Source organism: Euryhalocaulis sp., from assembly GCF_013911995.1.
Classification (GTDB): domain Bacteria; phylum Pseudomonadota; class Alphaproteobacteria; order Caulobacterales; family Maricaulaceae; genus Euryhalocaulis; species Euryhalocaulis caribicus.
Genome location: NZ_JACESD010000008.1, coordinates 34,795 through 48,882 on the forward strand (window position 1 = coordinate 34,795; position 14,088 = coordinate 48,882).

15 protein-coding genes are annotated in these 14,088 nt (G+C 66.1%); 5 read left to right on the plus strand and 10 right to left on the minus strand.

What is annotated here, in order from left to right; all coding sequences use genetic code 11:
* Positions 1-10: 10 nt before the first annotated feature.
* Entirely contained in the window at positions 11-2,641 is a 2,631-nt protein-coding gene (locus H2040_RS03495; protein ID WP_287154487.1) for a DUF4175 domain-containing protein, read from the minus strand.
* 39 nt (positions 2,642-2,680) lie between these two features.
* A complete protein-coding gene (locus tag H2040_RS03500) occupies positions 2,681-2,959 on the minus strand; it encodes a hypothetical protein (protein WP_287154489.1) in 279 nt (92 codons plus the stop codon).
* A 76-nt stretch (positions 2,960-3,035) separates the two neighbouring features.
* Between H2040_RS03500 and H2040_RS03505 the strand changes: the two genes are divergently transcribed.
* Both H2040_RS03505 and H2040_RS03510 read left to right on the plus strand, forming a co-directional pair.
* A complete protein-coding gene (locus tag H2040_RS03505; protein WP_287154491.1) occupies positions 3,036-3,638 on the plus strand; it encodes a TlpA family protein disulfide reductase in 603 nt (200 codons plus the stop codon).
* A gap of 69 nt (positions 3,639-3,707) precedes the next feature.
* Complete coding sequence (locus H2040_RS03510) at positions 3,708-4,958, plus strand: DUF819 family protein (protein ID WP_022696303.1); 1,251 nt, start codon at positions 3,708-3,710, stop codon at positions 4,956-4,958.
* Between the two features lie 73 nt (positions 4,959-5,031).
* On the opposite strand, the gene H2040_RS03515 is transcribed toward H2040_RS03510, so the two are convergent.
* The 5 genes from H2040_RS03515 to H2040_RS03535 form a co-directional block, all read right to left on the minus strand.
* Positions 5,032-5,985 (minus strand): electron transfer flavoprotein subunit alpha/FixB family protein, encoded by a 954-nt coding sequence (locus tag H2040_RS03515; protein WP_287154494.1) that lies wholly within the window; start codon positions 5,983-5,985, stop codon positions 5,032-5,034.
* Complete coding sequence (locus tag H2040_RS03520; protein WP_287154496.1) at positions 5,985-6,734, minus strand: electron transfer flavoprotein subunit beta/FixA family protein; 750 nt, start codon at positions 6,732-6,734, stop codon at positions 5,985-5,987. Before H2040_RS03520 ends, H2040_RS03515 begins: the two co-directional genes overlap by 1 nt.
* A 131-nt stretch (positions 6,735-6,865) precedes the next feature.
* Positions 6,866-7,813, minus strand: coding sequence for an MBL fold metallo-hydrolase (locus tag H2040_RS03525; RefSeq protein WP_287154498.1), 948 nt, complete (start codon positions 7,811-7,813; stop codon positions 6,866-6,868).
* A 119-nt stretch (positions 7,814-7,932) separates the two neighbouring features.
* Entirely contained in the window at positions 7,933-8,523 is a 591-nt protein-coding gene (locus H2040_RS03530) for a YceI family protein (RefSeq protein WP_287154500.1), read from the minus strand.
* Between the two features lie 96 nt (positions 8,524-8,619).
* A complete protein-coding gene (locus tag H2040_RS03535) occupies positions 8,620-9,183 on the minus strand; it encodes a cob(I)yrinic acid a,c-diamide adenosyltransferase (protein ID WP_287154502.1) in 564 nt (187 codons plus the stop codon).
* 48 nt (positions 9,184-9,231) lie between these two features.
* Between H2040_RS03535 and H2040_RS03540 the strand changes: the two genes are divergently transcribed.
* Positions 9,232-10,353, plus strand: a complete 1,122-nt coding sequence (locus tag H2040_RS03540) for a serine hydrolase domain-containing protein (protein WP_287154505.1) — start codon at positions 9,232-9,234, stop codon at positions 10,351-10,353.
* Here the strand turns inward: H2040_RS03540 and H2040_RS03545 are convergent.
* Both H2040_RS03545 and H2040_RS03550 read right to left on the minus strand, forming a co-directional pair.
* Complete coding sequence (locus tag H2040_RS03545; RefSeq protein WP_022696311.1) at positions 10,350-10,553, minus strand: twin transmembrane helix small protein; 204 nt, start codon at positions 10,551-10,553, stop codon at positions 10,350-10,352. The genes H2040_RS03540 and H2040_RS03545 overlap by 4 nt on opposite strands.
* Positions 10,554-10,607: 54 nt before the next feature.
* A complete protein-coding gene (locus H2040_RS03550) occupies positions 10,608-11,663 on the minus strand; it encodes a Rieske 2Fe-2S domain-containing protein (protein WP_287154508.1) in 1,056 nt (351 codons plus the stop codon).
* 118 nt (positions 11,664-11,781) lie between these two features.
* On the opposite strand from H2040_RS03550, the gene H2040_RS03555 reads away from it, so the two are divergent.
* Positions 11,782-12,330 carry a membrane lipoprotein lipid attachment site-containing protein gene (locus H2040_RS03555; RefSeq protein ID WP_287154511.1) on the plus strand — a complete coding sequence of 183 codons (549 nt, stop codon included), beginning with the start codon at positions 11,782-11,784 and terminating at the stop codon, positions 12,328-12,330.
* Between the two features lie 4 nt (positions 12,331-12,334).
* Here the strand turns inward: H2040_RS03555 and gluQRS are convergent, their stop codons facing one another.
* Positions 12,335-13,192, minus strand: a complete 858-nt coding sequence (gluQRS, locus tag H2040_RS03560) for a tRNA glutamyl-Q(34) synthetase GluQRS (protein WP_287154513.1) — start codon at positions 13,190-13,192, stop codon at positions 12,335-12,337.
* 70 nt (positions 13,193-13,262) lie between these two features.
* Between gluQRS and H2040_RS03565 the strand changes: the two genes are divergently transcribed.
* The gene (locus tag H2040_RS03565; protein ID WP_022696315.1) at positions 13,263-13,961 is read left to right on the plus strand and encodes an alpha/beta hydrolase; all 699 of its coding nucleotides are present in this window, start codon (positions 13,263-13,265) and stop codon (positions 13,959-13,961) included.
* Positions 13,962-14,088: the final 127 nt, after the last annotated feature.

Sequence of the window (14,088 nt, forward strand, 5' to 3'; positions counted from 1 at the left end):
CGAAACCGGCCTAGAACCGCTCCAGAAGCCGGTCGTAATAGTCCAGTTCTTCCTCCGGACGGCCGCGTTCGGCCGCGCGGCGGCGGATTTCCTCAAGGATTTCGCGTGCCCTCTGGCGGTCGGCCTTGTCCGGAATTTGCACGTTATCACCGCCCCGGCTGAGGCCCGATGACCGGCCCAGCGGGTCCGAGCCCTCGGAAGCCTGGCCCTGCGCGCCATTATTGGCCTGCCGGCTGCGCTCCATCATGCGCTGTGCGAGACGGTCCGCGCCTTCGCGCAGCGCGCCCAGCGCCTCTTCCTGCGCCTCCTGCGCCTCGTCGCCCGCGCCGCGCCGCAGCGCCTCTTCTGACCGGCGCATGGCTTCGCCGGCGCGGTCCAGCGCCTCGTCCGGGCTTTCGCCGCCCAGACCTTCTCCTTCGCCGTTCTGGGCCAGGTCCTGACGCAACTCCTCTAGCGCCTCGCCAATGCCTTGCTGGCGGTCGGCCAGCGCGGAGTTGGGCGCGGCGCCGGGCTGTTCGCCTTCCTCCTCGCCCGCGCCGTCCTCGCCGGGCTCCATGATCTCCGGGGGCAGCGGGTTGAGGCCGGGCTGGCCGGGCATGGGGCGGGGCTGGCGCGAGCCAGGGCCGGCATTGCGGGCATCCTCGCGACTCTCACCGTATTCCCGCAGGGTTTCGTCCATGACCCCGCGCTCGTCGCCGATCATGTCGCCAAGGTCTTCAAGGGCTTCGAGGTCGCGCTGCTGCTGCTCGCTCATCTCGCCTTCGCCCTGACCGCCGCCGCCCATGGCGAGCTGCATCTGCATGTTCCGCAGCATTTCGCCCAGCGCCTGCAGCGCGGCGGACGCATCGCCCGTGGCGCCCAGCTCGGCGGACTCGCGGATGGCGTCCAGCATTTCCTGAATGTCGGTGGACTGCATCGCTTCGCTGGCCTGACCGGCTTCGGCGAAGCGGCCATTTTCCATGGCGTTCTGGGCCAGCGCCTGCATGTAGCGGTCGACGGCCTGCTGATACGCCTCGAAAAGCTGCATCAGCTCGCTCATCTCCGCGCCGCGGGCCATCGCCTCCATCAGGGCGCGCTCGGCGGCGCGCAGCGCCTCTTCCGCGTCGGCCAGATCGCCGGTCTCGGCCCGCAGCGCGATGCGCCAGAGTTCAGGCGGCAGGCTGGAGACTTCATCCATGCCGCGGGAGAGTTTCAGGCGCTGACGCACCTGTGCGAGGCCGAGAAACACCGCGTAATCGCTGAAATAATCCTCGCCGCCATAGGTGACGGCCTGAAGCATGTCGGTCACGCGGCGCACGTCGCGCGGGGCGCGTTCGATGCGGCGTTCCGGCATGTCGTTGGCGAACAGGGACGGCTCGCCCGGCCTGGCCTTGGGCGGCATGGGGGCGTAGTCGCGCGTTTCGTTCAGCAGGATGGAGCGTTGCTCGACAATGGCCTTGGCCAGCGGGTCGATGAAGACGCGCTCTGGCAGGCGGGTGACCAGCCAGTCGCTATAGCCGGTCTGGTCCGCCCCGTCGGTCACGGCCACGCGCAGACGCACCTGCCGGCCCGCCCAGCGATGGCCCGTCAGATCGATCTCCACCGGGCCTTCATAGGACTTGGTCGGACTGGCGAACATGTCCAGATCGGCTTCGTCCACCTGCCGCGTATCGGCGGCCAGGGCAAAGGTCAGAGCAGCGCCGGTCATGCCGTGATCGTCGCTGGCTTTGATCGCCAGTTTCAGCGCGCCGCTGGCGGTCGCCTCCGGCGCGGCGGTCAGGCCGGCCTGCGGAGCTTCGTCGGGCAGGGCGGCGATGCGCCAGACACGGCCCCCGGCGCGAATTTCCGCGTCTTCGGTGATGATGGTCCGCGTCTCGAAGACGCCGGTCTCGATCTGTTCGGGCTCCAGACGCTGTGTTCCGGTATCGCTTTCCACCATGACGCGCGGGGCGCGGCGGGCGGCGGAGGCGCGCAGGGTAAATTCGGACCCGGCGGGGGCCTTGATCGCGCGGCCGTTTTCGCCGGAGGTCAGGAAAATGGGCGCCACGCCCGTATAGGCGGGCGGGTCAAGCCAGGCGTCGATGACGGCCCCTGCGCCGGCCTTGATTTCGAGGCGCGGCGCGAAGGCGGTCTGCAGGCGCGGCGCGGCGCGGTCCCCGGCGATGCCGGCGGCGACCAGAAGGGCGGCCAGCACGGCAAAGCGCAATGCGTATGGGTCGGATGCGGCCAGCGCTGCGCGCGGACGCCGGCCGCGCGCCTGACGCGTCATGGCCTTCAGGCGGGCCTGATGCGCCGTCCACAGGCCGTTCTCGCCCAGCGCGGCGCGGTCCTCCAGCCCCTCGAGCGGCCGGGCCTGGAACGCGGAATCGTCCTCCACGCGCCGCCGGGCCACGGTCTCGGTGACAGGGGCGGCTCTGCGCCAGGCGCGAATCGTCAACAGGACAGCCAGGATAAGCGTGATAGCCAGCGCGATGGCGCGCCAGGGATCGCCGGTGGCGTCCCACAGTCCGAACAGCGCCAGCGCCGCATATGCGCCCAACGCGGCGGCGGGCGGCCACAGCACGGGCGCCCAACGCTCCCACCTGAGAGCGAAGCGCGCCTGCGACAGGGCGCGGCGGAGCGGATCGGACCGGCCGAACATGGTCAGGAATCTAGCACGCAAGGCTGCGCCTTCGCCGCCCCGGCCTGCATTACGTTTTCGTTAGTCGTCGTTGTCAGGCGCGGCGCCGCCGTCCGCCTCGTCATCAAAGCGGGGATCGGATTCGGCTTCCTCGTCCTCGAAGGCTTCGGTCTCGAAGTCCGGGGCCAGCGGGTCGCCGAACGTGTCGCGTCCGCGCGTATCCTTCTCATAGGGCTCGGGAAGGGGCGGGGCCGTGCGGTCTTTCTCGCCCCACATCGGCTCGGGCGTCTGCAGGCCGCCGCGCACGCCACAGGCGGCCAGCGCCGGCAGGAGAGCCAGGATGAGGATGATGCGAGCCATAATGTCCTCGTGCGTTTTGCGCGCCTATCTGTCATGAGACCTATAGAGGCAAGCGATATGGGCGCAAGTAAGACTTATGAGACTCCGGGCTTCAAACATCTTTCTCAGCGCGGTTGCGGCCGCCTTTCTGCTGGCGGGATGCGGCGGCGAAACGCCTGCGAATGCGGGCGATGCGCGCGCCGCTGCGGTCCAGAAGGCCGCCACGGGCGAAATGGCGGCGTTCCAGCTGGCCGAGGCCGGGGCGCGCATTCCCGATATGGACGTGAACGGGCCGGATGGTGTGGCGAATCCCGTCGCTGACGATCTGGCGGAGGTGACTCTGGTCAATCTCTGGGCAACTTGGTGCGCGCCCTGCGTCATCGAAATGCCGGCGCTGAACGCGCTTCAGGACTCCTATGACCCGCAACAATTCCGCGTGGTCCCGATCAGCCTCGACCAGACGCCGGAGAAGGCGCAGGCCTTTTATAAGAAAAGCGGGCTGGACGCGCTGGTCTTCCGCCATGATCCGGGCTTCGAGAGCGCCTCGCTGTTCAAGGCGCCGGGCCTGCCGATCAGCGTGCTTTATGACGCCGGGGGCAATGAAATCGGCCGCATCAACGGCCCCGCCGAATGGGACACGGACGAGGCCCGCGCCCTGATCGACGCGGCGCTGGCGTCGGAGCCGGACGAGGGCGCCTGAGCCTTCTTGCGCCGGGTTGCGCCACGCACCCGTTTTAGCCCTAATGCCTGAAACATGACGGGGGAGCGCATGACGCCGATGATTTCCAACGACGCCATCATTTTCGGCATTCTGGCCGCGATTTTAGGGGGCGTGTTCCTGACCGCCGCCTCGGAGAATACGGGCTGGAAGCGTTTCTACCGCATCTTTCCACCGCTCCTGCTCTGCTATTTCCTGCCCTCGCTTCTGACCACGTTCGGGCTGGTCGATCCGGAGGAATCCAATCTCTATTTCGCGGCCTCGCGCTATCTGCTGCCGGCGGCGCTGGTGCTGCTGACGGCCAGCGCGGACCTGCCGGCGACGATCTCTCTGGGCCCCAAGGCGCTGATCATGTTCTTCACGGGCACGCTGGGCGTGATGATCGGCGGGCCGGTGGCTCTGTTGCTGACCAGTTTCGTCGCGCCGGATCTTGTCTCGGGGCAGGGGCCGGACGCGGTGTGGCGCGGCATGACGACCGTGGCGGGCAGCTGGATCGGCGGATCCGCCAACCAGACGGCGATGTACGAGATTTTCGATGTCGGCGGCGACATCTTCTCCGTGTGGATTGCGGTGGACATCATCGTCGCCAATATCTGGCTGGCCGTCCTGCTCTGGATCGCGGCCAACCAGAAACAGGCCGATGCGGTGCTGAAAGCCGACCGCAGCGCCGTGGACCGGGTGCGCGACCGGGCGGAGGCCTATGAGGCCGAGCACGCGCGCATCCCCGAGCTTCGCCACCTGATCTATATTCTCGCCATCGGTTTTGGCGCGACGGGCATCGCCCATGTTCTGGGCGATCTGTTGTCCGGCTTCTTCGGAGAGCGGTTCCCCAATCTCGACCAGCTGAGCCTGAACAGCCAGTTCTTCTGGCTGATCCTGATCGCCACGGCCATCGGCGTGGGCTTGAGCTTTACGCGCGTGCGCAAATTACAGGGCGCGGGCGCGATGAAAGTGGGGTCGGTCTTCATCTATGTGCTGGTGACCACGGTGGGTCTGAACATGAATGTCGCCGCGCTGCTGGAAACCCCGGCCTATTTCGCCATCGGGGCGGTGTGGATCCTGATCCACGCGGCGCTGCTGATCGGGGTCGCCTTCCTGATCAAGGCGCCGAGCTTCTTCATGGCGGTCGGCAGTCAGGCCAATGTCGGCGGCGCCGCCAGCGCCCCGGTCGTGGCCGCCGCCTTCCACCCTTCGCTCGCGCCCGTGGGGGCGCTGTTGGCCGTGCTCGGCTATATTATCGGCACGCTGGGCGCGTGGTTCACCGGCCTTGTGATGATGCAGATCGCGGCGGGCGCCGGGTAGGCTTTCCACAAGGCGCAAACAAAAAAGCCCGGGCGGCATCGCCCGGGCTTTTCTTATTGGATGAAGTGCGAGATCAGCCGGCCTTGTAGCCCAGCTTGTCCAGCTCTTCCTCCAACTTGGGAAGCACGTCGAACAGGTCCGCGACCAGGCCGTAATCGGCGACCTGGAAGATCGGGGCTTCCTCGTCCTTGTTGATGGCGACGATGGTCTTGGAGTCCTTCATGCCCGCCAGATGCTGGATCGCGCCGGAGATGCCGACGGCGATATAGAGATCCGGGGCGACGACCTTGCCGGTCTGGCCGACCTGGTACTCGTTCGGGACGAAGCCCGCATCCACGGCGGCGCGGGAGGCGCCGACCGCGGCGCCGAGGCGGTCCGCGATGGAATCCAGCATGTGGAAGTTCTCGCCATTGCCCATGCCGCGGCCGCCGGAAATGACGATCTTGGCGGCGGCAAGCTCCGGACGATCGGAGTCGGAGAGTTCCTCGCCGATGAACTGGGACTTCAGGTCGCCCAGATCGACGGACAGCTCTTCCACCTCGGCCGCGCCGCCCTGGGCGTTTGCAGCCTGGAAGGTGGTCGGACGGACCGTGACGACCTTTTTCGCATCGCCGGATTTCACCGTCATCATGGCGTTGCCCGCATAGATCGGGCGCACGAACGTGTCGGCGTCCTCCACGGCGGTCACGTCGGACAGCTGCATCACGTCCAGCTTGGCCGCGACGCGCGGGGCGAAGTTCTTGCCGACCGTGGTGGCCGGGGCGACCATTGCGTCATACTCGTCCATCAGGGGCACGATCACCGCTTCCATGGCCTCGGCCAGGAAGTGCTCCAGCGCCGGGTCCTTGGCGCAGCGGACCTTGCGCACGCCCTCGATCTTGGCGGCGGCCTCGGCCACCGATCCGCAATCGTTTCCGGCGCAGAGAATGTCGATATCCCCGCCAATCGCCTGCGCCGCGGTGACGGCCTTCAGCGTGGCTTCGTTCAGCTCTTCATTGTCGTGTTCAGCGACGACCAGGACAGCCATTACAGAACCCCCGCTTCGTTTTTCAGCTTGGAGACAAGTTCCTCGACGGACTCGACGATTTCGCCGGCTTCGCGCTTGGGCGGCTCGGTGACCTTCACCACCTGCAGGCGCGGGGCGATGTCGACGCCGTAATCGTCGGGCGCCTTCATGTCGATCGGCTTGCGCTTGGCCTTCATGATGTTGGGCAGGGAGGCGTAGCGCGGCTCGTTCAGGCGCAGGTCCGTGGTGACGATGGCCGGCAGGCTGATCTTGATCGTCTGCAGGCCGCCATCGACCTCGCGCGTCACATTGGCCGCGCCGTCCGCGATTTCCACCTTGGAGGCGAACGTGCCTTGCGGCCAGCCGAGCAGGGCGCCCAGCATCTGGCCGGTGGCGTTGGCGTCGTCATCAATGGCCTGCTTGCCCAGCACGACCATGTCCGGCGATTCTTCCTCGACCACCTTGGCGAGCAGCTTGGCGACGCCCAGTGGCTCCACCGTTTCGTCGGTCTTGATCAGGATGCCGCGGTCGGCGCCCATGGCCAGCGCGGTGCGAATCGTCTCCTGCGCCTTTTCCGGGCCGATGGAGACCACGACGACCTCTTCCGCCTTTCCGTCTTCCTTCAGGCGAACCGCTTCCTCGACGGAAATTTCGTCGAACGGGTTCATCGACATCTTCACATTGGAAAGGTCGACCCCGGACTGATCCGGTTTCACACGCGCTTTCACGTTGTAGTCGAGCACCCGTTTAACGGGGACGAGTATCTTCATGACGTCTCCGGCGTTGTTAAATCTCGGCTTTGAATTGGGCCGATGAATAATGAAATTCAATGCTGCATCGCAATACAGCGGTCGGGCGGAACGTAGCGGGGCGTTGGAGCTGAATCAACGCGGCAACGGGATCAGAGGCAGATTTCGCCGCCCTCATCGGCCACATCCATGCCCGCGGCGCGAATAAACGCCCGCTCGGGCGAGTCGGGGTCGAGCGCGGGATTGGTGTGATTCAGATGGATGAAGCGGACTTTCTGCCGCTCTTCCTCCGGCAGGGGCGAGAATCGTTCGACCGAGACCGTGATGAAGGGATGGGGAAATCCGCTCATGTCGCGGCCGGGTATCTCGCCCTTGGCGAAGAACGTGCCATCGAGCAAGGCCACGTCATGGGCGGCGATCTGGTCCTCGATATGGATTTCCTGCGCGTCCCAGTCGGCCCATGAATCGATATCCGGGATAAACAGGACGGACCGGTCCGGCCCGGTGATGCTGTAACCGGCGACTTCGGAATATTCCTGGCGGTGGGGGACCAGAAAGGGCGTGACCGTCAGGTCCGGCGCCAGTTCCACCGCTTTGCCGGCGGTCATGACGTTCAGCACAATATTTTCATAGCGGACCAGCTGCCCCCACGGCCCGTTCTCGCGCAGGAAACCGGCCATGCGGGGCAGGGCGTGAACCGGGACGCCCTCCGCCCCGGCCGACTCATGGCCGAGCAGGGCAAGGCCCGTATAGTGGCCGATATGGGCATGGGTGAGAAAAATACCGTCCAGGCCGGGCGCGGCCGGAACGGGGTGGCGCTGGTCCTGACGCTGGAGCTGCGCCTTGATGTCGGGCGTGGCCTCGAACAGCCAGCGGGCCGCGCCGCCGCCGCGCGTGTCCACAAGGGCGAGGGACGTCGCCAGCCGGCGCAAATCCGGATTGGTCCAGGCTGCATCGTCCGGGTTGGCGATCTGCGGTTTGCCGCCATCCTGTCCCGCGCCCAGCACCATCAGGGAGACCGCGCATGTCTCTTTTTCCGCCAGAGCGGGCGCGGCCAGTAAAAGGCCGGACAGGCAGGCGATCACAAAGCGCAGCGTCAAGACGGTCATCCCCGGGCGGATATCAGGAAGCCGCATGTTTCATGCGGCCGGCCTGAAAAGCAATGCGCCGCCCCGGACGGACCGGGACGGCGCATGCAAAGCGGGCGGACGGGGGAGGATTATTCCTCTTCCGCGTCCGGGTCGTCTTTCACCAGTTCGGTGGAGATGATGACTTTCACGTCGTCAGCGGCGTAATTCTCGCCATAGCCCAGACCCCATTCGGAGCGGCTGAGCGTGGTCCAGGCCTTGAAGCCGGTGCGGGCGTTATCGCCCTCGCCGAACGTGTCCAGCAGCTTGACGTCAAAGGTCACCGGCGCGGTCTTGTCCTTGATCGTCAGGTCGCCGGTCAGCTCCGCGGTGCCGTCGCCGGTGCGGGTGACGCTGGTGGAGGTGAAGCTGGCGCTGGGCCAGGTCTCGGCGGTGAAGAAGTCGTCGGATTGCAGATGGTCGGTGAAGCCGTCAATGCCCGTCCAGAGGCCGGTCAGCGGCAGGGTGACGTTGACCGAGGAATTCTCGATATTCTCGGCGTCATACATCAGCTCCGCGTCCCAGTCCGTGAAATAGAAGGTCAGCGGCGCGCCGGCGGCATGCGCCCAGTCGACCGAGATCTGGGTGTGGTTGGGATCGAAATAAAGCTGTTCGGCGTCCGCATTGGCGGCCACGGGCGCGGCGGCGAAGGCCACAAGAGCGGTCATGAAAGCGGTTTTCATCGAGATCTCCGAATGTGAGCAGGGGTTCATATCCAGCACAGGAGATATGACGTCACAGCGCGGCTTCAATGCCGCCCTGATCACATTTTTGCGAAATCAGCGATTGGCGCCGGGCGTCCACGTCACATCGGAGGCCCCGTCATCATTGGCGCGGCGGGCGGCGACAAACAGCAGGTCGGAAAGCCGGTTGAGATATCGGATGGCCTCCGGATTGACCGTCTCGCCCGCTTCGCCAAGCGCGATGGCGCGGCGTTCGGCGCGGCGCGTAATGGCGCGCGCCACGTGCAGCCGCGCGGCGCTTTCGCTGCCGCCCGGCAGGACAAAACTTTCCAGCGGGGCCTGCCGCGCGTTCATTTCGTCGATTTCGCGCTCCAGCCGGTCCACCTGCGCGGCGACCACGGTCAACCCGCCTTCCATGGGTTCGGGCGTGGCCAGGTCCGCGCCCAGATCGAACATGTCGTTCTGGATGCGCTCCAGCGTCTGGCCGAGCCAGACATCGCCGTCCAGCGCGGCGCGGGCCAGACCGATGGCGGAGTTAGCCTCGTCCACCGCGCCATAGGCCTCCACGCGGGCGGAGGACTTGGAAACGCTCTGCCCCGTAGCCAGCCGGGTCTCGCCTGCATCGCCGGTCTTGGTGTAAATCTTGTTCAGCTTCACCATGACTGCGACAGCTATAGACCGCGACGCCCACGCTCAAGGAATTTGATGATGAAAGCGCTTATTACGGCCCTCGGCCTGGCCCTCCTCTTCTTTGCTCCTGTCGCCGCGGCGCCCACGGCTGCCGAACTTCAGACCATGCTGGATACAGCAAGGGAAGAGGCGGGCGCGCCCGGCATGGCGCTGGCGGTATGGACGGACGGAAGGGTCGCCGCGGAAGTCGTATCCGGAGAGCGTGCGGCGAAAACCGGCATTGCGGTTGAAAAAGGCGACCCTTGGCATCTCGGCTCGAACACCAAGGCAATGACGGCGGTTCTTGCCGCGCGCCTTATGGAACAGGGCCGGCTGGAGCGGGACCTGACGATCGGCGAGGCGCTCGGCGGCATCGCGCCGGACATGAACCCGGCTTACGGCGATATCACGTTCGCGGAGCTGTTCACGCATCGCTCCGGCCTTCCGGCCAATGGCGGAATGGGGCTGCTGCTTGGCCAGAAGGGCACGGATGAAAGCCGCGACGCCCGCGCAGACCGGATCGAATATGCGCAAACGGTTCTCGCGAAAGAACCCTCGGAACAGGGGGCGTTCCTGTATTCCAACGCCGGTTACATCGTGGCCGCCGCGATGATCGAGGAAACGCTGGACGCCGACTATGACACGCTGATGCGGGAAGAGGTCTTCGGTCCGCTGGGTCTGGATAGCGCAGGCTTTGGCCCGCCGGGATCGATGGACGAGATCGATACGCCGCGCGGTCACAAGAAGCGGCTTGTCTTTTTCGGCGGCCCGTCGCCGGCCGCGCCGGATTCCACGGCCGACAATCCTCCCGCCACGTCGCCGGCGGGCCGCGCCCATATGAACCTGGCCGATTACCTGACCTTTGTCGGCGACCAGATGGCCTGTGGCCGCGGGGCCGAGAGCCGGCTGATTTCAGCCGAGAGCTGTGACTGGCTGCAAACGCCGAACGGCGACTATGCGATGGGGTGGGGCGTGTCGAATGACGGCCGCCTGTCTCACGCCGGCTCCAACACCATGTGGTTCGTCCGCGTCTATGCCTGGCCCGAAAAGGATTTTGCCATCGTCGCCGCCGCAAATGACGGGCGGATTGATGAGATCAGCCCGGTGGTCGCGGACCTGCTGGACGCAGCAGCGGAAAGCTACGGCGTGACCGCCGACTAGCCGCCCGCCTGCTTCTTGTACCAGAAGGCAATGACAAGGATCAGGATCGCCACCGCCTGCAGCACCACGCGCAGGCGCATCAGCTTGTTGGAGTTGGAGCGTGCATACTGACCGCCCCGCATCAGCGAATAGATGCCGAAGCCGAGCGTGATCGTGACAGCGCCCAGCGCGATGAAAAGCAGGATGTCGAAGAACGTCATGGAACTGACCTAGTCTGAATTGATCGGGCCGCCAACGCGGCAATCAGGCGCTGCCTAGCTGCGCCAGCGCAACGTGGTTTCTTTCACGGGATTGACGAAGCCGCGGCCTTCCTCGCGGCTGGCCGTCCATTCGCGTTTCAGCTGGTGATACCATTTTGCCTGCATGTCGGCGTCGTCGATCAGCATCAGGTTAGGGCCGAATTTCAGGCCTTCCTGCTGCAAATCCACCATGGCGCGGTCCTGATTCAGGAACGCGCGCACGAAGGGGCGCATCAGCGGACGGATCGCGCTGAACAGCGGGATATCCCAGAAGAAGACCTGCGTGACCTCGGTCGTGTCCTCGTCCACCGGGGTGACGGCGGTGAAGCCCAGCACGGTGTGCTTTTCGTTGCGGATCGTCTCGAACCGGACGCCGGGCAGGCGGAACTCGATCTCGGTCGTCGGCGCGCCGCCCAGAAGCTTGTAGGCGAAGGAGTTGGAGGACGGCTTGTGCCGCTCCATCGCGAAGCCGTGAGGGCGCGGCCCGAAGACTTTCTGTTTCTCATGCATCGAGCCCTCGGTCCGCCACCACCACTGGCGGTGGACGTAAGGCCCGTGCGCCGGGTCCATCAGGCCGACGACCGCGTGATCGACATGGCAAGCGAAAACCGCCTTCTCGACCATGCGCGGCTGTTCCAGTTTGGCGGGCAGGGGCGGCGGGCCGTCCTGCGGCTCGCTGGGCCGGCGCCAGTCGGCGGGGATATAGATCCAGATCAGGCCGTTCTGTTCGGTCAGCGGATAGCGCCCCGCGCGGATGCGGGTCGTCTCCATCGCCTGATCGGCGGTGAGGGATGGGATCGCCGCGCAGGCGCCGCTATCGGCCCGGAAGCGCCAGCCATGATACGGGCACTCCACGGTCGCCGCGCCTCCGGCGGCCGCGTCATCCTCCACGATACGCCCGGCGGAAAGCGGCGCGGCGCGGTGCGGGCAGATATCGCGCAGGGCGAACGCCTCTCCGCCCTGCGTGCGGCCCAGCATCACCGGTTCGCCCGCCAGCATCTTGCGCTGCAGCGACCCCGGTTTGATGTCGCGCGCCGGGCAGGCGAAGTACCAGATATCCTTCAACAGCATGGCCGCAGCCTATAGCGGCGGCGCGGGCTGTGCGGAAGGGGCGCGGCGCCAAAAAATGGCCGCGAATCCCGGTGAAGCCTCGACGTCAGCCGCAACGCAAGGCATTGTGTTCATCAACATGAAAAGACTGATTTTTTGCCTGACCGCGATGCTGGCGGTTGCAGCCTGTCAGGAACGGGTCGAGACCACGCCAGCCGAGGTCACCGCCCAGATTCGCGAATTCGCCGCAGAGCAATGCGGCGTGCCCTCCGACCAGCCCAATTTCCAGCCGGGCTATCTGGAGGTGATCGACCTTTCGCACGACAAGCGGCCGGATTTCGTGGTCGATTACGCCGCCATACGATGCGGCGGCGAAACGTCTCTGCTGTGCGAGGGCGATGGCTGCCGGCGGGAAATCTATGTCTCGGACGGGCGCGGCGGATACGGCCTGGCCTATGGCCGCACGGCGCGCGGGTTCGAGCTGGACCTGGGACAGGCGCCGCCCGTGATTACCGCGACGCTGGCGGGGGAGGCCTGCCGCAAGGCGCCGGGCGTTCAGCCCTCCTCGCCTACCCCGGTCTGCGAGAAACGGTTCGTGTTCGACCCGATCCAGCTGGTTTTCATCGAAAAGCCGCGCGGCGGCCAGGCGACCGAAAAGCCGGCCGGGCCAACCCCGCCGGAAGACTGATCCGCTAAAGGCCCATCCTGGCTATTGCATCTTCGGCTGTGAAACCGGCGTTTCGCATCGCCTGAAGCGTCATCGACCCGCGCCGCTTGGCCAGACGTTCGCCGGTTTCGTCGGCCAGCAGACGGTGATGGCGGTAAACCGGGACGGGCCAGTCCATGACCGCCTGTATCAGGCGGTGCAGATGGGTCACTTCGTACAGATCCTGCCCCCGCACGACATGGCTCACGCCCTGCAGCGCGTCGTCATGCGTGCAGGCCAGATGATAGGAGGTGGCGACATCCTTTCGCGCCAGCACGGCGTCGCCCAGACGTTCCGGCTCTGCGCGGATCTCGCCGGTTTCCCCGGCCGGGCCGGTTCCTTCCTCGAAGAAGCTCAGGCGCGCGTAATCGGCGCCCAGCAAGTCGCGGCATGCGGACAGGGAAATGCGCCAAGCATAGGCCTCGCCCGCGGCGATGCGTGCCTCTTTCTCATCCGCGCTCATGGGCGTTTCCGGCCCGCTATAGACTTCCGCCGGCCCGTGCGGCGCGCGGTCAATTTCCTCCATGATTTCGCGCCGCGTCTTGAAGCAGCGATACATCACGCCCTTCGCGGTCATCGTCTCAAGCGCGGCGGCATAGTCGGCGAAATGATCGCTCTGGCGGCGAACCGGCTGTTCCCCGTCCAGCCCCAGCCAGGCGAGGTCTTCCAGAATGGCGGTTTCGTATTCCGGCTTGCAGCGGGTGAGGTCGATATCCTCGATCCGCAACAGGAACCGTCCGCCCGCAGCGTCCGCCGCGCGCCGCGCCTGAAAAGCGGAAAACGCGTGGCCCAGATGCAGATGGCCGGTCGGGGAGGGGGCGAAGCGTGTGATGAAATCAGTCATGGCAGGCTGTGTGACATTGCGCCATCGCGCGCCGCTTGCAAGGCGCCGCGCGCGCCGCTAGCCATGAAGCATGACAATTGACGGCCCCCGCGTCGCCCCCAAATCCGGCGGCGATCCCAAGCAGCTTGTAATTTTCATCCATGGCTACGGCGCCAATGGTCAGGACCTGATCGGTCTGGCCGAGCCGCTGGGGCAGGTCCTGCCCGATGCGCAGTTCGTTTCGCCCGACGCGCCGGAAGAGGTTCCGGGCTATCCGGCCGGGCGCCAGTGGTTCCCCCTGACCCGGCTGTCGCAGGACGAACTGGCGGACGGGGTGCGCAAGGCCGGCCCGGTGCTGGACCAGTTCATCACGGAAGAACTGGAGCGTTACTCCCTGACCGCGGACAAGCTGGCGCTGGTGGGTTTCAGCCAGGGCACGATGATGGCGCTGCATGTCGGGCTGCGCCGGGATCCGGGGCCGGCCGCGATTGTCGGTTTCTCCGGCGCGCTGGCCGCGCCGGAAACGCTGGTCGATGAATTCAAGAGCAAGGTTCCGGTATTGCTGGCGCATGGCGAGGCGGACCCGGTGGTGCCGCATCAGGCGCTGGACGCCGCGGCGCAGGCGCTGCAGCAGGCGGGCCTGTCCGTGCTGTGCCACAAGACGCCGGGCCTGCAGCACGCCATCGCGCCGGAAGGCTTCCAGATCGCGGCCGGATTCCTGCGCCAGGCCTTTGACGGATCGCTGGATGTTCCGCCCGGCGCGCACATGGTGCAGCCCGCCCCGGCATAACGTCATGGCCACGTCACAGAAGTCAGGCTAAAGATATCCACAGGTTGCCCGGTGATTCTGCCGCGCAGCCGGTGAAAGCGGGAGGTTTCGTCTTCAGGACGCCGGACGCCGACACATCTCCGAAGGG